We start from the raw sequence: 22,172 nt of genomic DNA on the forward strand, positions 1-22,172 counted from the left end.
AAAATGGTTGATACTTTGCTTGCTACTGCACTTGATTTAGTCAATCCAAAACACCTACGCAACTGGTTCACAAACTGCTGCTACTGTACTTCATGAACTTGCAATCTGCTGTATTAAGTAGTTGTGCGTCTACAGATACGTTGCGAAAAAGCGTACCTTAATAATTGACTTATCTGGTATTGGGGTAACTTCTCACCATGAAATACGGGCGTGAAACGCTGGCAGTTTGCCAGCGAATTTTGATTGAATTATTACGACGGCGACGCAGCCTGATTTTTTGGTGTATTTTTCCAGTCTCTGTTTTGCTGATTAATGGGGTTATTCTGGCAGAAAATGCCAAGTTGTCTATGGCTGAGGCTTTTGAAAAGGCTGCTCCCTCAACACTGGTGGGTGCCGCACTATTTTTTAGTTGCTTGGGTGGTAGTGTAGCAACTGTGGTTGCAGAGCGAGAACAGCAAACCCTCAAACGTCTTTTTATCTCACCGCTCAGCGGAACGTCTTATTTCTTAGGAATTTTCCTAGCTCATAGCTGCATTGGTGTCGGTCAAGCCATTTTAGTCTACACGATTGCTGCTTTTTGGAATGCTCAGTTTCAGGGTTCTATTCTGTTAGGAATCCTGATTATTTTTTTGAGTATTATTTCCTATGTTGGTGTTGGGTTTATTCTCGGTACGCAGTTTGCTCGTCGCACAGAGGATGTCAATGCTTTGGTGGCAGCATTTGGGGTGCCTTTATTAATTTTAGGAGGTGCCTTTTTACCGACCTCGCTGTTTTCAAAGACACTGTTAAAAATTGCTAAATTTAATCCAATTTATCACATGAATGAAGCCCTGATCGGCGTATCTGCTGATGGCAGTGGACTGGGAGAAATTGCATCTCACTTTTGGTTTTTATGCGTGTTTGCAATTTTAATGGTTGTAGGAGGATGGCTGTCCTACCAGCGGATGTTGAGTCTTGAAAGGAGACTGTAATTTTTTAAAATAGGGATGTATATATACTTTTTAATGTGGGGTTACGCTAAGCTTTACGCAAAAGCCAGCAAAATTTAATTTTATTCTCAGCGTAGTTGGCGATTTTTTGCCATACTTCTGTGTTTAAAGAATATCGTTCAGCTTGTAATCAATTAGGGAATATTGTGCTACGAATTGAGAAGCTAAATAAATCTTACGGAACGCGAGCTGTTTTACAGGAATTAACGCTGCATATTCCCCCCGGAGAAATTTACGGTTTACTGGGACCCAATGGAGCGGGAAAAACCACAACGATTAATATAATTTGTAATTTACTGAAAGCGGATAGTGGAGAAATTAAGATTAATAACCAACCTGTCTCAAACGCAACAAAAAATCTGATAGGGGTTGCGCCGCAAGAAAATTTACTTTATAAAACTCTAAGTTGTGAGGAAAATCTCCATTTCTTTGCTCGGATTTATGGCTTAACAAATCAGCAGCGGCGTCAACAGGTAGAAGCAAGTTTAGTGGCTGTTAATTTATTAGATAGAGCAAAAAGTCCGGTGGAAACGTTGAGTGGTGGAATGCAGCGGCGGTTAAACATTGCGGTTGCTTTGGTACATCAGCCTAAGCTGATCGTTCTGGATGAACCTACGACTGGGTTGGATATTGAAGCGCGTTACGAAATTTGGGAGTTAATTCGGAATCTGAAAAATCAGGGGATTACAATTCTGCTCACAACTCATTTGTTAGATGAAGCCGAACGCCTTTGTCAAAAAATCGGGATTCTCAAAGGGGGTAGTATTTTGGCGGAGGGAAGTTTAACAGAGCTGCGGAAATTAGTGCCAGCAGTGGAAGTTGTGGTGGTGGAGACGCCGGAGGAGGAGCAAGCGATCGCTCGCGCTAAAAAATATAATTTCACTCCTCGACGTTATGGGAATGACTTAGCTTTTTGGCTACCAGAACATCTAGAACTGAAGGAAATTATCTCCTGTTTTGATGGGATTCCTCTCGATTCGATTGCGCGACAACCTGTACGGTTAGAGCATATTTATGTTGAGGTGACGCAGGGTTAAGAATTGCGCGATCGCAATATCTCTCCGTAACAGACAGACCAAAAATAAAGTGCAATATTAATTTCGCTGAACAACTTTGGGACACCCTCTAGCAAGACGGGAACTACATCGCCGCTTAACTTTAGCGAATCTACAGCGATCGCGCTGAACAGTAAACCGATACCACTGAGTAGCAGAATGTAGGGCGTTGATTGTATTTTCCGCCTGAAGGCTAATCCGTATCCCAAGGTCGCTATCGCATATACGACGATGGTTATTAACTTGGGAATTCCTGCTCTTAAAAGAATAATGTGAATCCGAAAAATTTCATTAATGAGAAACCCTCCAGTTATGATTGCCGAATATAGAATAAATGAATTTCGGGTTTGTTGTGGTTGAATCGTTCTCAGCAATCCAAAACTAAAAGTGCAAACAATGGGCGGTACCGCACATAATAATTGGAACGTATGAGTTAACAAACCCGCATTCGGATCGGCTGGGGCAAGCGGCGGCTCGAATAGTATTCCTGCTGGAGAACCCAAGAATTGGGTATAGACAATTAAAGCAATAACTGCTAAGAAAGAGAAACTATTGACCCAAAAAGCAGAGCGGTAACTTGCCATAATTTAACCAGAAACGCTATCTCTTCAATAGAGATACACGATTCGCGCCAGCAGTTACGAATTATTACCGTAAGAAAAATAAGGTGATGGTTCGCCAAAAGCAATTTTCTATTTTTAAATCTGCTAATTAAATAAGAGAAAATAGGAGAAAGCCACCGCGATCGCTACTGTTGGCTCATCCCGATACAGCACTTTCACGGCTGACTCCCTAAAATTCTGATGCGAAAAATTCTCTGCGTTCCGATCACCAATTCCACATGATGGGGCTATCGTCTAGACGATCGGTGACAATCCGCCCAATTGCATCAATTTCCTGCAATTCATCAGTCGATAGTTTAATATCACCCGCCTTAGCGTTGTCTACGACTTGTTGGGTATTTCTCGCACCCGCGATCGCATTCGTTTGTGGTTGGGCAATTAACCACGCCAATGCCAGTTGAGCAAGGCTACACTGATGGCGTTCGGCAATCGGACGCAGTTTATCCAAAGCTTGCTGGGCGCGTTCGTAGTTCTCCCCTTGAAAAAGCTTATTTTTCGCACGATTATCCGCTGGATCGAATTGATGATCGGAACCGAATTTTCCAGTTAATAATCCTTGAGCGAGAGACGAATAAGCCAGAATTGAAATCTTGTTTTCAACGCAGTAAGGCATGGCATCCTTCTCCACCCAGCGCCAAAATAGGGAATACGGTGGTTGCAAACTATCAATGCGTCCATACTGGGCGGCTTCTTCCAATTGGGCGCGGGAGAAATTAGAAACACCAATTGCCCGAATTTTACCTTGTTCCTTCAAATGGTTGAGGGCGCTCATGGTTTCTTCAATGGGGACTATTTCGCTTTTGAACACCCCAGAGGGCCAGTGAATTTGGTATAGGTCGATATAGTCGGTTTTTAGGTTTTTGAGAGAGCGATCGCACGCTTCAATCACTTGGTCATACTTGAGATGATTGGCAAAAACCTTGGTTGCATAAACCGCTTGGTCGCGCACATCTGATAGCGCTTGGGCGACAATCTGCTCAGAATGCCCCTCGCCGTAGACTTCAGCGGTGTCAACTGTAGTGATACCGGCATCAAATGCCACCCGGATTGCTTTTATCGTGTCGGCGTCTTCAATTCCCACCCACATCCTTTTGCCAGCTTGCCATGTACCCATGACAATCGGAGAGATTTGAATGTCAGAAGTGCCTAAGTGTCGTTTTTCCATGCGTCAATCCTGGTTTATCGGCTTCTGTCTTCATATTAGGCAACACTTGGGAGAAGGGGGACGCGATCGCTTGCTTCGTTTTCAACATCAAATCAAATCAGCATCAAAGTAACGATGTTAACTGACCTGTCGTGTGGTCGCTGTTAGCCTGGGATTAGAATATCCGAGACTTATGCAATCCACGACGACCACCAAAACCACGCCTCACGCCCTCAAAGAATGGGCGGTTGCTGTCGATGCCTTAGAACAAGGCAAAACGATTATGCTGCTACGCAAAGGCGGCATCCGCGAGGAAAACAACCGCTTCACCGTTGCCGAAACAGAAGTTTTGCTCTACCCGACTTATGAACATCAACAGCCCGATTTGCTGAAAGCGGAATATTCCAATCTGGTGCAACCCGTCGCCTCCGGTTGGCATCCAGAAACCATCCGAATCGGTGCTTGGGCTGAAATTACTGATATTTTGCCTGTGAGTGAAGAATCAGCGGTGAGAGGGCTGCTACCGTACCATATTTGGAACGAGCAATTTGTCAGCGATCGCCTCAAATGGAAGCCGCGTCAGCCGATTTATGTGCTGCTACTACGCACTTACAAACTGATTCAAGCGCAGATTATCGCTTACCGCCCGGAATATGGAGGTTGCAAGTCGTGGATCGATCTTGCAAGCGCGATCGCAATTGAGGATGCAAAACCTGTTTTAGATGATGCAGAATATGCTCAGCAAGTCACAACAATTCGGCAAATAGCTAATTGGTGAGAAGTATTCCATTATCCGCTATGTCAAATCTGGTTAATTCGCCGTAATTCTCCGGAACCCCACCCCGCCATGTCCTGCGGCTCCGGCTCCCCTCCTCGCAAGCGGGGAGGGGCTGGGGGTGGGGTTCTTTTATTATGGAAACCGGACATATTACCCATTACCAGGCATTGAATGCGTCAGCGGTAACTCTAAAGTAAACGTTATCTCTTCAGAAGCACTCCTGACTCGAAGAATGCCGCCTAAATGTTGGGTGAGTTTCTGCACCAGCGCTAATCCTAAACCAGTTCCGCCCTGCTTCCAGCGATCGGCACGGGGAATGCGGTAAAACTTGTCAAAAATGCGGGGTAACTCTTCAGGCGGAATCTCGACCCCAGAGTTGCTCACCTTAATTTGCATCATTGCTGAAGCGGCACGAACTGTTACTGTAATGCGTTCTCCCGGTGGGGTATACTTGCACGCATTATTGAGCAACTCTGTCAAAATTCGCTCCACACTGGCTAATTCCGAGACTAGGGTGGGCAAGTTTGAGGGAATATCAACCTGTAAGATTTGTTCGCGTTCCTGTATGCGGGAGCGAAATGATTCAATAATATTCGGCAACCACTCTGGTAGATCGATTGCCGTGGCAAGAAAGCTGGGATAAGACGCAGCTGCTAGCCGTTGCAAGTCTAGAAGGTCATTGATTAGCTCAGTTTCTCGGTTGCACTCTGTTTGCAATATTTGTAGATAGCGCTGAGAGCGATCGCCTGTCGGAGAAACCTTGAGCATTTGGATCGCCATTTTCATATTGGCGATAGGAGTCCGCAATTCGTGGGAAACCGTGCTGAGGAAGTCATCTTTGAGTTGATTGAGTTTCTCCAGTTCCTGCACTTGGGCAAGGGATGTTTGATAAAGTCGGGCTTGACGAATTGCGATCGCGCATTGATTGGCTACCTGTTTGACCAGCCGAATCTCCAGATTGTTAAAGGTATAATCTGGGTGATGGAATAACCACAAATCCCCCAGGACTCCTTGATCGTCGAACATCGGACAAGCTAACATCGATGCCTGACCGTGGATAGAGTTGCCAGAGAAGGAACACAATTGAAAATGCTTCCCTTGCCGGAGGGGTCGATAAATTTCCGGAAAAGAAGCCATTTGCAAGACGCGACCCTTCGAGGAAGGCATTGAGGCGGCGTATTCGTAGCAAATCGTGGCAGTTTCTTGTTCCAAGTTGTAGAGCGAAGCATGGCAGCTGCTCATGTTGAAAGAGAGTGCTAACTCCCTAACTGCTGCTTGCAAAATTTGGCTTTCGTCCAGACTATCGCGGACTTTGTCTGTGATGCGTTTCAGCACCGCATCAAAGCCGAGTGCTTTTTGCAACTGGGTGGTACGTTTTTGCACTTGGCGTTCCAGATTGGAGTTCATCTGTTGCACCTGCTTAAACAGTGCCGCTTGCTCAATGGCGATCGCTAACTGATTCGCCAATGAAGTGAGTAAGTCAATTTCTAATTGCTGCCACTGGCGGGGTTGCGAACACTCATGGACACAAAGCAACCCCCACAGTATAGGCGCGGGGGAAGTGGTGCAAAACACCGCATTTGCTCCCGTATTTTCCGCGACGGTGAAGATTTCGTCCCTGCCTCTTTGCAAAATCGGGACTATCAAAGTCGCTCTGACTTGAATCTCAGCCAGTAGGTCAAAATGATATTTATCTAAATCTGCGGTATGAATATCTTCTATCGCGGTGATTTCCCCTTGTTGGTGGCGCTGGACATAAATGTCTCCTAGTGGTTTTGAGATGGTGCTTCCCTGGAGAGACTTACACCCAGAACCGACCGATTCCATCATCACGACTCCACTCCAGTCTGGCTGGAAACGGTAAACGATTACCCGGTCGGTCTGGAGCAATTCTCGGACTTCAGTGACGGTCGTACTGAGAATCTCGTCTAAGTCCAGAGATTGGCGAATGCGTTGAGCGATCGCTGCTACCAATCGCTGTCGTTCAGTCTGCTGCGTTAAAGCGAATTGTGCAAGCTTCTGTTTAGTAATATCCAGAGTAGTGCCAATCATCCGCACCGCTGTGCCTGTTTCGTTGCACAGCAACTGGCTTTTTGTCATCATCCAACGAATGCTGCCATCAGGCCAGACAATGCGAAATTCCTGTTCGTAGCCCTGATTTTCTTCCAAGGCACGAATTGCTGCTTGCTGTACGGATTCGCGGTCTTCCAGATGAATGTATCCAAGGAAGGCGTCATAGGTTTTCTCAAAGCTACCTGGAGTCAAACCAAATAGCTTTTCATTGTTGTCAGTCCAGGTCACTTGATTCGTGAGGATGTTCCAGTCCCAAATGCCCATTTGTGCAGCTTCCAGAGCTAGTCTCAATCGCTCCTCACTTTGTTGCAGTGCCTCTTCTGCTTGCTTGCGTTTCGTGATATCGAATCGAATTGCTAAATATTGGAACGGTTTTCCTTGGTCATTTAGAAACGGCACAATCGTAGTATCGACCCAGTAACAAGTGCCATCCTTCGCTCTATTTTTAATTTCCCCTTGCCAAATTTTTCCGTCAGAAATCGTTGCCCAAAGATTTTGAAAGAATTCTTTTGAATGGAATCCAGAATTGATCAAACGATGACTTTGTCCAATCAATTCTTCTCTGGCATATTTAGAAATTTGACAAAACTTATCATTAACATAGTTAATCGTTCCCTTCTCGTCAGTTGCTACTGCGATCGCCGCTTTATCTAAAGCAAACTTGATGTCTGATAATTCCTTTAACGATTGTTCTAATGCCTGTTCAGCTCGCTTACGTTCGTCAATATTTTCAATAACCGAAATGAAATACTTCGGCTCACCCGTTGGTTCGCGTACCAGCGATACAGTCAAATTAATCCAAACTTGAGAACCATCTTTGCGGATGGAGCGCTTCTCGATGGAATAGGTCTGAATCTCTGACGCCAACATTTGGCGGACGTGTTCAAGATCCGCATTCAAATCGTCGGGGTGAGTAATATCCTGAAAAGTGCGCTGTCGCAGTTCCTCTGGCGTGTACCCCACGATATCGCAGAGTTTTTGATTAACCAGTAACCACTGTCCGTCGAGGCTGATGTGAGCGATGCCGACAGCAGCTTGGTTGAATGTCGCTTGGAATAACGAATCGCTTTCTCTATCTGCCTCTTGCGCTTGCCTACGGTTACTTATATCAGTAAATATGCTGATAAAACCCTGAAATTGACCGTTTTCGCTAAAGATTAGATGGGTTCTAGCGGCTACCCACATCTCTCGATTATTTTTGCAACGCCAACGCCACTCGTGCTGTTCTTGGCTTCCCTGCTGCAATCGTTGGTAATACGACTTTACTTCAGCAACGTCTTCCTCAAACAGGAAATCGAATGCAGAACGACTCAGAATTTCCTCAGCCGGATAACCGAGCATCTCAGCAGTTCGTTGGTTAACGTAGGTTGTTTTTCCCTCAGTGTTGATTATCCAAATGCCTTCACCCGTAGTATCCAGAAGGCGGCGATACATCTGTTCGTTTTGGCGCAGCAGTGCCTCAGTTTGTTGGCGCTGATTGATTTCATGTTGCAATTGTTCGTTAGCTTGAGCCAGTTCCGCAGTCCGGTTTCTTACCCGCTTTTCCAACTCTTCATCAGCTTCGTGCAACTTCGCCTCTGTTTGCTGACACCGGGTTAATGCAGCTTGCAACGCTTCTTTGGCTTTGAGAAGCTTTAGAGTTTGTGCTTTAAGCCGCATATCAAACTCTCTAGACATTCTGCGTTTTAATCTGCTCATCATAACTAGCCGCGTTGCAAAGTACAGTGCTACGATTAGCTTCTTCTATCTTCTTCAGTTACGAATGCGATCGCTCATAAGTTTTCTGGACTGTAGAAGACCTTTAAGAAGCTACGCTCACCATTTTCCCGCTTCTTCCATCTTCAAGGCAGGGGATGCCGCGTATACCGACATAGGTTGCGCGATCGCAATCTCCTTTTGCCTAAAAGACATTTGCCTACTTTGATATGCTATAACTTTCTCCTTGAACAAGGACTTACTACCGACAGACCAGCATCAGTCGGGCATTTTGTCCGATTCCCCAGGCATGGTTTTGTGCCTAGATTTCTTAGAGCCTATATAGATCCTATAGAGTTTCAGAAGGGTTACACGTTCCCGTTTTTGCGAATTTGGCAATCATCTACGCGGTTTTTTCATAACTTCATATCAATTTTATGTTTCATATTTTACTGAATACATCTTGCTTGTTATATATTTACACCGATTAATTGCATTGCCGCATTTGCTGATGCGAGAGCTAAGTCAAAGGGAATTCACCCGATAGGCTGAGACTCAACTGTGCTACCAAGACAATGTTTCCCAAAAAAAGCGACTGGCAACGACCTTTGAGCAAAAGTAATTATAGCCATAGGTCAAAGACTTTGGGTGACTGGCGTGAAGAATTCGTCTCAATCGGTTCGGCGTCAAAGCGATCGCATTGATGTTGAGTTAAGAATGAATGCTACTAGACAACTTATTCCACAATTGGCGCTATATACAACTAGGCTAAGTTACCAGTTTCTATTAGCTATTTTGCATAAATTGTCAAGAAAAAAGTGATAAGTTTTATAACTACATTGCGCGAGCTTGATTGGAGCAAAAATTTTGTGAGTTCTTTAGAGGTATGTTATTGTAAACGATTAATAAATCCAACTTTACTTGGAGCAGCAGTTCATCCTAAGAGATTTTCCGGTCAAATCAAGTCGAGCGACTTTGAGCCGTCTTAGGAACTCTTAGTTGAGCTGTATAGACAGCTATTGTTAAAGGATGTTAAAGGAAGCTTCCTCCAAGCATTTACCCCAAGAAAATCTGCTCAAGGGTTCACCCCTTTTTTTGAGAAAGGAGTTTTCTGATGCCTAAACAAATGTCCTGGTTGCCTAAGTCTGCGACGGATGATGAGAAGATTTTGTATTTGCAAAATCAACCCAATGAACCCTGGCGACCTTACACAGCCTTTCCGCAATACGCTGTACCCGACTACCGCGAACTAGGAATTTCTAGGGGTTGGGCAACTTACCAAAAGTTAATCCGGACAGGCTGGACTTTGGTTCCTAGTGAGAAGGCGCAGGAATTTTCTATTATAAATTCAGAGCAAAGCTGATAAAAAATACCCAGCAAGCAAAGAAAATTAACAATATCAAGTGTAGAAATGCCTGCTAGCCATAAGTCTCTGGAGACCGTTTTTGCTAATGCAGCGTTGATTGATACCTAAAACATTTCTTAGCTCCCAATCCTAGATAAATTGAGAACTAAGAAAAAGTTGCACAGGGCGTTAATTTCTGAATTGTTTTAATTGTTTGCGGAGTAGGGCGATTTCGGTACTGTTACCGCTTTCTTCGCCCATTTTAAATAATTGAAATTTCTTTTGAGCCAACTCGGCTGCGGTTTGAATGAAAGCGCGTTGTTGTTTGGGTGCTACGCGCAACCGCGCGAGGGTGTTGGAACGCCTGTTACAGAGTGCTTCGTAGTCAGCAGATGAAATTACAGTTGGAACTTCGTCGCTAAGGTATGTTTTGAGCATTTTGCGATCGCGATCGGCAGCGACAAACCCTAAAACAATCATTAAAGCTGCCAGGAACCCGTAATTCCACAAAGCGATCGCTAGGGTCGCACCACCGCTGGCTTTTGCTAAAATCAGTGCGCCATTGTGGATTAAATGGGCACTCATCGCCGCAATTAACCCGCCAGAGATTAGCAGTATTTTCGTAAACAGGTTATGCCGATGGCGTGCCAAACCAAACCCGATGCCGGTGAGGGCTGTCCAAAAGCCGTGCATGAAGCCCAAGACGATGACACGTAGCAGCAGCAGCTGTCCCCATTCTTCCCACGTCTTTGTACCCTGCAAGTAGAGGATATTTTCTACATAGGCAAATCCGAAACCCGCCATCGCCCCATAGACAATCCCATCTACCCAGCCATCAAATTCTCTGCGATACCACAGGTAAATAATTGCTACAGCAGCGCCTTTGAGGATTTCTTCGGTGACGGGTGCATTGACAGCCGTGGTGATGAATTGACCCCCAAGACTTTCTGCACCAAATATCAGTTGGATGGGTACGTTTAGAATTAATTGCACAATGATGCCACCCACCACTGCTGGCAGCGCCCCCCACAAAAATGCCGCAATCAGGTAGCGTGTCGGTTCTTTCTCAAACCGATCGATGCTAATCACGATGCGGATGTAAATAAATGTAGGAATCGCTATTAGAATGGCTGTGATTAAGAATCTATCCATAGAGAGAGCTTTAATTTATTCGTTTATAACTTATTGCTCAGTCACTTGTCTGGTACTGTTACCCAAAAGTAATCAGCGATCGCTTTATCAGTTTGTGCAGGCTCGTCTACCGTAGGATTGAGTAAAATCGAGCGTTGGACTATTTTATTGCCCAAGCGTCGAGCAACACGGCTGGGAATTCCATAGCCGTAGACTATATGAGCTTGTCCAGCCAGCACGACGACTTGATAATCTGGATGGGTTTTTAGAAACTGCGCGATCGCATCTGCCATTGTTTCATCCCACAGCACTTGAGCGGTAAAAAATCGCTCAAAGTTGGCGCTGGAACCATGACCTGCGACTTGATGTTGTTGAAAAGCCTGTTGTACCATTTGGCGATATTCAGGATTATCGGTACGGATTTCGGCATCTGGTGGAATATAGCGCCGTTCCGCTGCTGTCAGGCTTGCTAATCCTTGTCGGGCAACTTTGCGGGTGACTTCGCTGGGAGTATTCAAGGCTAAGACAGGCAGTTTCTTTTCCTTAGCAAAACCCAAAATTGGGGCGTAATATTCCCAAGAAAAACCCCAGCGTTTTTTATATTCACTTTGTTCGATTAGCTGAGTTTCTGTTATCTTCCCCGCCAGATAGCGATCGAGTACGCCTTGATAGGGACGCTGGAACATCTCCATTGCAATGGCAATTTTCCGATTTCGCCGATAGAGTTCCTGAATTATGTCCAGTTGAGCTTGGTGATCTTCAGGGCTATCGTGGGTTTCCCCTAAATAAATGACGTTTACCTTTGCAAGTTGTTGCAAAACTTCGGGTGCAGTATAGCTTTGCTGCGTTTGAGGGCTGGAGATTGTTTGGGAATAAGCAGGCAAGGCACAGAGGAGGAAAATAAACAGCGACCAAGTGCAGAATTGGGTAAATGAGTATTTTTTCATAAAGAGATTGTGGCAGGAGAGCATTCTTATCAGCTTACTTATTTCCAGCTACATGAAAAACCCGTTTTCTTGGGGAAAACGGGTTTCTTGACGTTCAGTTGTTGCAACGATTGAGTTAAACCCCTTCAACTTCCGCCACCATCAACAGCGTCTTCAGTACAGAATCCGGGTTTAAACTGATCGAATCAATCCCCAGTTCTACCAAAAATCGAGCAAATTCCGGGTAGTCGCTGGGCGCTTGACCGCAGATACCAATTTTGCGATTCGTTTTCTTAGCGGCAGCGATCGCCATCTTCACCATCCGCTTCACTGCTTCGTTACGTTCGTCAAAAATATGCGCCACTAACGCAGAATCCCGATCTAAACCTAACGTTAGCTGCGTTAAGTCGTTAGAACCGATGGAGAAACCATCAAAAACTTCGGCAAATTCTTCAGCCATAATTACGTTACTGGGCAACTCGCACATCACGTAAACTTGCAAACCGTTTTTGCCTTGTTCCAAGCCATGCTTCGCCATCTCTGCTAACACCTTGCGCCCTTCTTCGGGAGTGCGGCAGAAAGGAATCATCGGGATAACATTGGTTAAACCCATTTCATCTCGCACCCGCTTCAAGGCTTGACACTCTAAAGCAAAAGCATCGCGATAGTTTTCATCGTAGTAACGAGACGCCCCTCGCCAGCTAAGCATTGGGTTTTCTTCTTTGGGTTCAAATTGCCTGCCTCCCAAAAGATTAGCGTATTCATTACTCTTGAAATCGCTCATCCGCACGACCACTGGATTGGGATAGAAAGCAGCGGCAATTCTGGCGGCTCCTTGAGCTAACTTATCCACAAAATATTGAGGTTTGTGTTCATAAGCTACCGTCATTTCCGCAATTTTTTCTTTATCTTCTACATCCTCTAATTTGTCGTAATAAATCAAAGCTAAAGGATGGGCTTTGATGTGATTAGCAATGATGAACTCCAGCCTAGCTAATCCTACCCCATCATTAGGAATCGCTGAGAGGCTAAATGCTTCTTCAGGATTGCCTACATTCATCATAATTTTAGTGCGAGTGCGGGGTAGGTTCTCCAGCGGAATTTCTTGAACTTCGTAGGGTAATAATCCGGAATAAACCCGTCCTTCTTCTCCCTCAGAACAAGAAACCGTAATTTCTTGACCTGTTTTTAAAATATCTGTACCATTTCCGCAACCCACAATGGCTGGAATTCCCATTTCTCTGGCAATAATTGCCGCGTGACAGGTACGCCCCCCTTTATTCGTAATAATCGCGCTAGCTTTTTTCATGATTGGTTCCCAATCAGGGTCAGTTTTATCAGTGACTAAAACTTCCCCGGCTTGGAACAAATCAATTTTGTTCGCATCGAGAATTACCCTGGCTTTGCCCTGCCCGATTGCCTCTCCAACGCTACGCCCAATGAGTAAAGGTACTCCCTGCTGCGCCCCTACTAGATGATAGCTACGCAGAACTGTTTTACTCTTTTGAGATTGAACGGTTTCTGGACGGGCTTGGACGATGAACAGCTCATTAGTAATGCCATCTTTTGCCCACTCAATATCCATCGGCATATCTTTGCCGTGGACATCGCTGTAATGATTTTCAATCAAGCAAGCCCACTCGGCGAGTTGCAAAATTTCGTCATCGTTGAGGGCGAATTTCCGTTGATCGCTTAAGGGCACTCGCTCATTCTTAGTGATTTTACAGCCCCCCTGATCGCACACTAATTTGAATTCTTTGCTGCCCAGTCGTTTGTCAATAATTGGGCGGAATCCATCTTTTAAGGTGGGCTTGAAAACCAGATATTCATCGGGGTTGACTGCCCCTTGAACTACATTTTCCCCTAATCCGTAAGCGGCTGTAATTAAGGCGGCATTTTTAAAGCCGGTTTCGGTATCAATTGAGAACATGACACCAGAGGAGGCTAAATCAGAACGCACCATTTTTTGCACGCCGACGGAAAGCGCAACATCAAAATGGTCGAAGTTCTTGATGTGGCGGTAAGAAATTGCACGGTCGGTAAATAGGGAGGCAAAGCATCGATGACAAGCTGCCAAAACTCCTGGAGCGGTTTGAACGTTCAGGAAGGTTTCTTGTTGACCGGCAAAACTAGCATCGGGCAAATCTTCAGCAGTGGCAGAGGAGCGAACAGCTACATCCATGTCAGAGCCATAAAGCTTGCACATCTGTTGGTAAGCTGCGGTAATTGCTGTCCGTAGTTCCTCAGGGAAAGGCGTATGCATTAACAATGCTCGTGCCTTTTTTCCGCGTTCCCGCAGGTTGTCGAGGTCTTCAACATCCAAGTCAGAAAAGAGCGATCGCAGCTTGTCTTCTAATCCCGCTGATTGAATGAAATAGCGGTAGGCATACGCCGTTGTGGCAAACCCGTTGGGAACATTGACTCCCTGGCGGGTTAACTGCTGAATCATTTCCCCTAAGGAAGCATTTTTTCCGCCTACCAAAGGGACATCGATAATTCCAACTTCATCGAACCAGAGAATTAGCGATCGCTCTTTGGATAAGTGCAATGACCTTTCTGCCGCTGCTGTAACCATAGCTTTTTCTCCTTTTGTAGCTTTAGTCTAGCGATGGCGAGGCTGAGAATGGGTAAATTAGATCACTTCTTCATTAATTTTGTAATTTCTTTGGGATCACTGCGAAATCAGCCGGTTTTGGTTATAATTTCCAGAGATTAAAGCTGCCAATTAGCAAAAATGTCCTCGATAATAGGTCGGAATAAAGCTTAAAGAATTCAGGATAAATACTGAGGGATCGAGGATAAAGGTAAACAGAGTTTATAACTTTCGCCTTTCCTGCTCAAACTTTTTTACCCTTTAATTAATTAATTCCGATTTCCAGCCAAGTCCTTGTAGGCTGAGAATTGTTCTCTTGATTCCTTAGCGAGGTACAAAGCAAAACGATAAAAGCCTCCCTATCTTCTTGCACGCACAACAAAATAGCAGACCAAATGGAAAAAATTCCCCCATCTCTGTGAAGTTCGGGGGCAAGGAAGGAGCTGTTGTAGAGCAATCAAAAAGGGTAGGCGCTCGCGTTTGCGATCGGAGATTGGGAATGTTACAAGCGAGCATGCCCTGTATTGCTGAGATACGCCCCCACGTTTCTAGCGTGGGGCTATATAAACGAAGTTTGCCGGGAGCAGACTAAGAATTTTAGCCTGCTCCCGGCAGATGTTGTCTTCGCAAGCCCCAACCTTTCAGGGTGTAGGCACATACATTGGGATGCTCCCAGTTACCAGTTCCCTATCACCCAAGTACCACGTTTCTAATCTTCAGAAACTGGTATCACACTTTAATATCCCAACCGGGTTACTTTCCATTTGACGATTGCTTGATTGAACAGCGATCGAACCATTCCTGGTAAGTTGCCTGATGTTCTGCATCTTCTAGAATGATTTCCACTCGGACTTTGGCACACCCATGTCCACGCTGATGCGCGATCGCATCTAAAATTCGACTTGCTGTTCTCGGTGAATCAAACTCACCTCTAACTGTTGGCTGAGTATCTAAACTTGTAGTTTTAGCGTCGATACTTGTAGATTTAGCGCCGATAGCTGCTTCAATCAGCTCAAGACCAGGAATTTCTCCTTGTCCTAAATCAATTTCTGCAAGCTGTTTGTGTTCGGGGCTGATTTGTTCAACAATTAGAATTTCGCGGCGGACTGGCACCTCTACCATGCGCGTTTCGATTTCTTTGCGAACGATAACTTCACCGACTTTATGTTTGTTGCTGTCAATGACTAATCGTTCTTCTAACAACCGGAAGATTTCTTCCTCGACAACTTCTGACTCTGTACTAAAAGTATTAGAAGCATCCTCTGGCATACTATTTCGCTCCAGTTCTTCTGGGTGATTATTTAAGTCATCTGGCGTTGCTATGAAAGAAGCAGTTGAGGCATCTGTTACTTCCCATTCAGCTTTTTTTGAGATTGGTGAAGTTTCTAAAGGCTCTACATCCGTTGTTTTTTCTAAGGGTACATATTCAGGCAAATACTGGGTTTCCGCTTTGCTAATGTCTACAAACAGAGTTTTTGTAGACGAGTCCACCTGCTGGATATGCTTGCTTCGGATGAGAAATAATGGGGCATTTTGATTTAGCCCTTCTTGAGATATCACTAAGTTTAGCTGACGGTCTGAATCGAGATTTACATCCTTCACCTTTCCTAACAGCAAATTTTCCCGATCTCTGACTGCAAAAGATTTAAGTTTACTTTGCAATTTATTTAGCAAGACATTAATTCTGACATCGTTTCGCCTTGCTCCTTGCCCTTGTGCTAGCATTTGATGGTTCATTTTAAAAACTTCCTAAACGATCTTGAAGCAAAATTCGATTTTTTATTCCATTTATGAACGGGTGTTTATATAGATAACAAGCAAGTCATCATCCCAGTTTGAAGTTTAGATTTTGGATTAGGCATGGGGAAAGGGGATCTTTACCAGGAGCATATTCGCTTTGTTAGTAACGAATTTTCGATTGCGTTGTGTGACTAATCGTTACCCAACCGACAAAAGACAATGGTAATACAATCCCATATCCGCCATTTCAAAATTTGCAGCCCTTTTCCTAAACTCAAAAGTTTCTAGCAAGACTTGACGAATAAACACCCGATAATGCTTAAGCGTTTTATTGAAAATTAGGTGGTTGTATAGTTGGCATCCATCCAACAGCGAGGTAGGCTTTCCCCAGAAGGAAAAATTAATTCTTTCTTCTCAAAAGAAGCTTTTTCCTGTTCCTCCTGCCCTGCTTGATCTCGCCCAGAAATTGCATCATTATTAGGGTTGAACAGCTCCTCAATATCGAGAACTTCTATCAAATCGCCGGTTTGTTTGTTTTTGAGAAACATGAAGACTTTCTAAATTAGGTTATCAAGTGCAAGTTAGTGGTAGGAAAACCTACCTCTAAAGGTGCAGGCAGAGCTAATAATTTGCCCTGCCTGCATGGTTTTTACTCGCTTAAATCATCGGTGACTTAATCGCTCGTTGGAGGGCTTCTTAAATCCGATCAGAAGGTAAGTTAGTAGGGCGGTTAATAGTAGCTTGCCCGTCCGTATTCACATCTAACTCTTCACGACGAATCGTTTCTTCTGCGTCCACTGTTTCGTGGTCTACAACTTTCTTAACTCTGACTTCCTCACGCACAAAAGCTTCTTTGTGAATATCAGGAGTTTCTTCGTAGATTTCCACACGGGCAACTTCACCTTCGCGGAAATCAGCTTCGCCAGGAGTTACGGCTGTTCCAGCATCTGCTGGAGTAACTCGCTCAATTACCACTCGCTCTTTTTCAACTGGCACTGACACTCGTGCAGTTTCGGTTTCAATGTGCTTACCAACCGTAACTTCCCCGGTTTTAACGCGAGTTTTGTTAGCAATCAACCGCTCTTGGTACAGTCTGAGAGTTTGATGATCCCGATCGTTCAGTCCGTACAAATTCGGCTCTTGCTGATAGTTATAGGTACTCCGATCGTAAGCGTCAATGTTAGGCGTAGCCGCTGCATAGGAGGTATCAACAACAGGTGCTGCATCAACGTTAGCAGAGGTAGCAGAGGCTCCAGTAGAGGGAGTGCGATAAACGCCTCTTACCCGTTCTTCATAGTCGTAATCAGTCCTGGTAGCTTCGTTGAACTCTGGTAAAGCTTCTGCTTGCTCTCTGGTCATGCCAATGGCATAAACCCGATCCGTGTTGTAATCGATTCGCGAACGACCAATTGGTAGTAAAACTTTTTTGCCAAAAATCCAAAAGCCTAGGTCAACAACTAAATAACGGAAATGACCTTCTTCATCAACTAGAACATCGCTAACGGTTCCAATTTTATCGTCGGTACTACTTTCTGAATAGACCCCCATTCCATGAAGGTCATCTCCTTCAAACGTCTCGCTGTAGTTTGGATCAAAGTCAGTGAGTTTTAAAAGAGGCATGATTTTGTTTCCTCAAAATTATTTCTATATTTGCGATTCTATTAATTTTATTAAGTGTTTCCATCTCCCTAGCGACTGAATTAACTCGCGTTAAGTAACTCCTGCAAAAATTAAATCAAAGGATTTCAATATTTAAACTTGAGTTATTGAAAATGTAACTTGGTGGTTGAGCTTGAGTTTTTTAGGCAGTAACTGATAGCTAGAAATATTAAGAATTATTAATTAAGCGGAAGTTAAGATAAACAAATGCGTATTCCTAAGGGCTGAAAAGTCAGTAAGAATTAAATCAGAAATAGCAAATAGTATCTAAGAAGTTCAAAAATTAATCTGCCTAACGGTAGAAAATGAGGATGTATAATCAGTCGTGGTTCAAGCAGGTGCAAAAGCACCGTGCGATCGCAGTCATTCGCGCACCGCAGATGGAGCTGGGTCGCCAAATGGCTCATGCGGTTGCGTCTGGGGGAATGCAGTTGATTGAAATTACCTGGAATAGCGACAACCCAGCAGAATTGATTGGTAATTTGCGATCGCAATTACCCGCGTGTACGATTGGCACGGGCACTGTATTAAATCGGGAACAGCTTAAAGACGCGATCGCTGCCGGTGCCCAGTTCGTCTTTACTCCCCACGTTGACCCAATCTTAATTCAGATAGCAATGGATAGCGGCGTGCCGATGGTGCCGGGGGCGCTGTCTCCGACAGAAATTGTCACCGCGTGGCAAGCCGGTGCCAGTTGTGTCAAAGTCTTCCCCGTCCAAGCGGTAGGCGGTGCCAGCTACATCAAAAGTCTGCAAGGGCCATTAGGACATATTCCCTTAATTCCGACTGGGGGGGTCACGGTAGAAAATGCTAAAGCCTTTCTAGCGGCTGGAGCGATCGCGGTCGGACTTTCCGGCAGTTTATTTCCCCAAAACTGGGAAGCCAATGCGTCGTCCTCTGGATGGGAGGCGATCGCAAAACGCGCTCAAACTCTGATGCAATTAGTGAATGAATCCACCAGCTGAGTTACGATTGAGCTAATAAAAGACCGACATTAGTTGCTCCTGGCAGCTAATAAGAGCTTTCCGCTGAATTTTTCTAACCGATCCACCGAGTGAGATGATTTGCCATGAAAAGCATCATTTCTGCTAATTTGCTGCATCGCCCAGTTGCATTTTTTGCTGGGGCGGTGGTGGCGCTTACGGCTTTGGATGCTGCTTTCGCACCCGCGATCGCTCAAACAAAGCAGCCGATTGTGGCTGCAAAAATGCAGGAATTGCAACAATCCGATCAACGCTGGATTCAGATTGACCTGTCCAAGCAACGACTGGTTGCCTGGGAAGGTGGAAAACCCGTCTATGCAGTGGTTGTTTCTACCGGCAAACGTTCAACTCCCACTCGCACCGGCACGTTTGCGATTAAATCGAAACATCGGTCTGCCAGGATGCGCGGGGCTGATTATGATGTTCCGAATGTTCCTTACACGATGTATTACCACGGTGGTTATGCCATCCACGGTGCTTATTGGCATCGCCGGTTTGGAACTCCCGTTAGCCACGGTTGCATCAATGTAGCCGTTAATCATTCTAAATGGCTATTTAACTGGGCTGCGGTGGGGACGCCCGTCGTTGTCCATAAGTAAGAAGGAAAGTAAATAAAAATAAATAGTTTTTTTGGCTCTAGAACCCTCTTTTATGGAAAAATCTGGAATAGATTCCCAAAATCTATCTAAAGATGGTTTTAGCTAACTATCAGATAGGGAAACCTAACCTTAGCTACTTTCCTAGACCCGAAAGTGAGGTGTGTCATTAAAAGCCAAATTTGCTTTGCTTGGTTACGTCGTTCTGGAACCTTCTGGGCAAGTATTGCCCTGATCTTTGCGACTTTGTTTTCTTGGTCAACGCCCGCTCTGTCAGCATCAAAGTCAGTCAGGGCAAGGGAGACAGCCGAACAGCCATCAACGAGAAGATCGGTGCGATCGCGCAGAGCCATGCGGAAGCGCATCCGAGTTCGGAGAACAGCCGCCAGCAACAGGGTTCGCCGAGGCAGAAGAATTGCCAGCAACAAGGCTCGTCGCACAAGAATTGCCAGTAACAGGGTTCGTCGCACAAGAGTCGCTAGCAACAAGATTCGCGCTCGGCGATCGCAACGGCGCTGGATTGAAGTAAACCTTTCAAAGCAACGGTTAATTGCCTGGGAAGGTGGAAGACGGGTTTATTCTGTCCGAATTTCCAGTGGTAAGCGCTCCACCCCCACTCGCGTCGGGACTTTCAGGATTCAATCAAAGCACCGCACGGCTCGCATGCGAGGAAGAGACTACAACGTTCCCAATGTACCCTACACGATGTACTACTCCGGCGGCTATGCCATTCATGGAGCGTACTGGCATAACCGCTTTGGCACGCCAGTTAGCCACGGCTGCGTCAATGTGCCAGTCGCTCAAGCTCGCAAGTTGTACAGCTTCGCCTCACATGGCACAAAGGTGGTTGTCCGTCGGTAAGGGGTAACGGGTAATATCAAATGCGTCATCAAAGAACCCCACCCCCAACCCCTCCCCGCAAGCAGGGAGGGGAGCCGGAGCCGGAGTGGGAGCGGGAGCAAAAGGCGATCGCTCTCTAGGTGGTGGGTTTCTTCTTAATTGCGGGTAATTAACCGGATCAAACCTAGCTCAGCTCAACGACCGGCTGATTGTCCAATAAAGTTTGATTGGTCAGCAGGTCTTCAACGGTGATTCGCAGGAAGCGATCGCGATCGACGCGAAACAGAAGTTTAATGCGATCGCTTCCTGGATACCCCGGTGGTGTCAAATTGGCAATGGTACGGGCACCCTGGCGGTCGTTGAGGGGTTGTACCGATGTCTGGTCGCTGCCCAAACGACGAGTGATTAAGCGATCGCCATCAAAATACACTTCAGTTCCACCTGTTTCAGCACCTAATTCTCCGACAATTAATTCAATGCTGGGTTGGTTTTCCACCGAAGCACCTAGAACTAATTCCACAGGTTGGCTCATCGGGTAAGCTTGACCTGAATTAATCAGTTGATGCCAGTTATGGCGGTTATTCCGGCGATCCCAGTAGCGGATGCCATAGCTGTGGTAGAGAAAATCTTGCAGTTCAACGCCTTGACTCAGTTGCAGGGCACCTTGCGCGATCGCTTCAAACGGGCGATCGCAACGAATTTTGCTGGAGTCAAAGTATTGCTGCACCCACGTCTGTACGGCGGGGATTTGTACAGTCCCGCCCACTAATAAGACAGCATCAATATCTGACACTTCGATGCCTTGCCGACGCGCTTGCTGCAACACTTGAGTCATTGACTCGTCTAAGCGAGCAAAAAATTGATGTTCTGTGAGGATGGCTTCAAAGCGATCGCGATTGAGTTCTAATTCGTAACTCTCAAAAGTTTCATCATTAAAATAAACCTCGTTCGCCTCGGTTTGCACAGATAACTGAATCTTTAACCGTTCTGCCAGTCGTGTCGTCAAAGGTGTCGGCTTCAATCCCTGAGTTTTGGCAAAATAATCAACAACCCAGTTGTCCAGATCCGAACCGCCTAAATTTTGTCCAGCTTTCGCTAATACCCTTGCAGTTTTTGCCTTCTGTCCGGACTTTTCAGCTAGCTGTTTTTTTCCCCATTTGAGAATAAAACCCAGTGGCTTCTGAGTTTCTGTCATATCCAGCCGCACCAGGGAAAGATCCAGCGTCCCGCCGCCAAAATCTACCACCAGCACCACACCCCCATCTTTCATTCCATAGCCCAAAGCAGCGGCTGTCGGTTCATCCAACATCCGCACTTGTTCTACTGGAAGAGTTTGGCATACCTGCCCCAGCCACTTGCGGTAAGCTTCAAAACTGTCTACTGGCACCGTTAATACCAGAGACTGTCCGACGTCGGGGTTAACGGCATTGAGTTTCTCAATCAGGTGGTTGAGGAACCATTGCCCGACTTGCTCAAAAGTAACGAACTGTCCATCCAGTTCTGGGAGAAATCCCTGAATATCAGCACCAATGCCTCGTTTAAAGCTGCGGAAAAAGCGGGCATCGGTGGTGAGGTCGAGACCGCGATCGCGTACAGCTTGCCCCACCACCACCGTCGAGAGTGCCGCATCCTCAACATAGAGCAAACTGGGAATTAGGGGGGGATTCTGCCCAGCGATGACCGATAACCCAGGTAGACTCACGGTTTCTGGTTGCTGGAGGGCTGGATTCCAGCGAGCGATAACCGTATTGCTAGTTCCAAAATCAATTGCGATCGCCATTCAGCTTCACACCGACAAACCGGCATCACGTCCTCAAGGATTTTATCAACGAATCTCCCTGTTTCCCTTCAAACTCAGTTTTCCTGCTTTTTTTGTCTGACTTAAAGGCTACTAAACCTCTATGCTGTCGAGGTTATAGCTTTTTTAGTAGTTTAATATACATTTTCTTGCCTTTTGTCGATTTCTCTGGTATTTTGACAACTCCCTCTTTGGACGCATGGC

The 22,172-nt window shown here is 45.6% G+C and carries 17 protein-coding genes; 7 read left to right on the forward strand and 10 right to left on the reverse strand.

Features of this window, described 5'->3' with window-relative positions; translation table 11 throughout:
- Positions 1–197 precede the first annotated feature (197 nt).
- Both NDI34_RS21665 and NDI34_RS21670 read left to right on the forward strand, forming a co-directional pair.
- Complete coding sequence (locus NDI34_RS21665) at positions 198–971, forward strand: ABC transporter permease (RefSeq protein WP_190438785.1); 774 nt, start codon at positions 198–200, stop codon at positions 969–971.
- A 164-nt stretch (positions 972–1,135) separates the two neighbouring features.
- Positions 1,136–2,026 (forward strand): ATP-binding cassette domain-containing protein, encoded by an 891-nt coding sequence (locus NDI34_RS21670; protein ID WP_190412120.1) that lies wholly within the window; start codon positions 1,136–1,138, stop codon positions 2,024–2,026.
- Here NDI34_RS21670 and NDI34_RS21675 read toward each other — a convergent pair.
- Together NDI34_RS21675 and NDI34_RS21680 are read right to left on the reverse strand one after the other, a co-directional pair.
- Positions 2,023–2,628: a hypothetical protein gene (locus tag NDI34_RS21675; protein WP_348233795.1), complete on the reverse strand. Its 606-nt coding sequence runs from the start codon at positions 2,626–2,628 to the stop codon at positions 2,023–2,025. The two genes, NDI34_RS21670 and NDI34_RS21675, sit on opposite strands and share 4 nt — an antisense overlap.
- Positions 2,629–2,872: 244 nt before the next feature.
- Positions 2,873–3,832 carry an aldo/keto reductase gene (locus tag NDI34_RS21680; RefSeq protein ID WP_190675973.1) on the reverse strand — a complete coding sequence of 320 codons (960 nt, stop codon included), beginning with the start codon at positions 3,830–3,832 and terminating at the stop codon, positions 2,873–2,875.
- 172 nt (positions 3,833–4,004) lie between these two features.
- Here NDI34_RS21680 and NDI34_RS21685 point away from each other — a divergent pair, with 172 nt between their 5' ends.
- On the forward strand, positions 4,005–4,589 hold the full coding sequence (locus NDI34_RS21685) for a DUF1802 family protein (RefSeq protein WP_190424916.1): 585 nt from the start codon (positions 4,005–4,007) through the stop codon (positions 4,587–4,589).
- Positions 4,590–4,739: 150 nt separating this feature from the next.
- Here the strand turns inward: NDI34_RS21685 and NDI34_RS21690 are convergent, their stop codons facing one another.
- Entirely contained in the window at positions 4,740–8,339 is a 3,600-nt protein-coding gene (locus NDI34_RS21690; RefSeq protein WP_348233796.1) for a PAS domain S-box protein, read from the reverse strand.
- A gap of 1,132 nt (positions 8,340–9,471) precedes the next feature.
- Here NDI34_RS21690 and NDI34_RS21695 point away from each other — a divergent pair.
- Complete coding sequence (locus NDI34_RS21695) at positions 9,472–9,720, forward strand: hypothetical protein (protein ID WP_348233797.1); 249 nt, start codon at positions 9,472–9,474, stop codon at positions 9,718–9,720.
- A gap of 171 nt (positions 9,721–9,891) precedes the next feature.
- Here the strand turns inward: NDI34_RS21695 and NDI34_RS21700 are convergent, their stop codons facing one another.
- From NDI34_RS21700 to NDI34_RS21725, 6 genes are all read right to left on the reverse strand, one after another.
- Entirely contained in the window at positions 9,892–10,854 is a 963-nt protein-coding gene (locus tag NDI34_RS21700; protein WP_190531312.1) for a PrsW family intramembrane metalloprotease, read from the reverse strand.
- A 41-nt stretch (positions 10,855–10,895) separates the two neighbouring features.
- Entirely contained in the window at positions 10,896–11,780 is an 885-nt protein-coding gene (locus NDI34_RS21705) for a ChaN family lipoprotein (RefSeq protein WP_348233798.1), read from the reverse strand.
- A 115-nt stretch (positions 11,781–11,895) separates the two neighbouring features.
- Positions 11,896–14,334 carry a phosphoenolpyruvate synthase gene (gene ppsA, locus NDI34_RS21710; protein ID WP_348233799.1) on the reverse strand — a complete coding sequence of 813 codons (2,439 nt, stop codon included), beginning with the start codon at positions 14,332–14,334 and terminating at the stop codon, positions 11,896–11,898.
- Positions 14,335–15,105: 771 nt separating this feature from the next.
- Positions 15,106–16,089 carry a DUF2382 domain-containing protein gene (locus NDI34_RS21715; protein WP_348233800.1) on the reverse strand — a complete coding sequence of 328 codons (984 nt, stop codon included), beginning with the start codon at positions 16,087–16,089 and terminating at the stop codon, positions 15,106–15,108.
- 341 nt (positions 16,090–16,430) lie between these two features.
- Positions 16,431–16,640 (reverse strand): acetyltransferase, encoded by a 210-nt coding sequence (locus NDI34_RS21720; protein ID WP_190412075.1) that lies wholly within the window; start codon positions 16,638–16,640, stop codon positions 16,431–16,433.
- Between the two features lie 148 nt (positions 16,641–16,788).
- Positions 16,789–17,712, reverse strand: a complete 924-nt coding sequence (locus tag NDI34_RS21725; protein ID WP_190430210.1) for a DUF2382 domain-containing protein — start codon at positions 17,710–17,712, stop codon at positions 16,789–16,791.
- 350 nt (positions 17,713–18,062) lie between these two features.
- Between NDI34_RS21725 and NDI34_RS21730 the strand changes: the two genes are divergently transcribed.
- From NDI34_RS21730 to NDI34_RS21740, 3 genes are all read left to right on the forward strand, one after another.
- Entirely contained in the window at positions 18,063–18,716 is a 654-nt protein-coding gene (locus tag NDI34_RS21730; RefSeq protein WP_348233801.1) for a bifunctional 4-hydroxy-2-oxoglutarate aldolase/2-dehydro-3-deoxy-phosphogluconate aldolase, read from the forward strand.
- Between the two features lie 104 nt (positions 18,717–18,820).
- Positions 18,821–19,333 (forward strand): L,D-transpeptidase, encoded by a 513-nt coding sequence (locus tag NDI34_RS21735; RefSeq protein ID WP_190430208.1) that lies wholly within the window; start codon positions 18,821–18,823, stop codon positions 19,331–19,333.
- Positions 19,334–19,744: 411 nt separating this feature from the next.
- Positions 19,745–20,191 carry a L,D-transpeptidase gene (locus tag NDI34_RS21740; protein WP_348233806.1) on the forward strand — a complete coding sequence of 149 codons (447 nt, stop codon included), beginning with the start codon at positions 19,745–19,747 and terminating at the stop codon, positions 20,189–20,191.
- 163 nt (positions 20,192–20,354) lie between these two features.
- On the opposite strand, the gene NDI34_RS21745 is transcribed toward NDI34_RS21740, so the two are convergent.
- Positions 20,355–21,950 carry an Hsp70 family protein gene (locus NDI34_RS21745; protein ID WP_190985166.1) on the reverse strand — a complete coding sequence of 532 codons (1,596 nt, stop codon included), beginning with the start codon at positions 21,948–21,950 and terminating at the stop codon, positions 20,355–20,357.
- Positions 21,951–22,172 lie beyond the last annotated feature (222 nt).

Origin of the sequence: Trichocoleus sp. DQ-U1, assembly GCF_039961925.1 — a bacterium.
Lineage (GTDB): Bacteria > Cyanobacteriota > Cyanobacteriia > Cyanobacteriales > FACHB-T130 > FACHB-T130.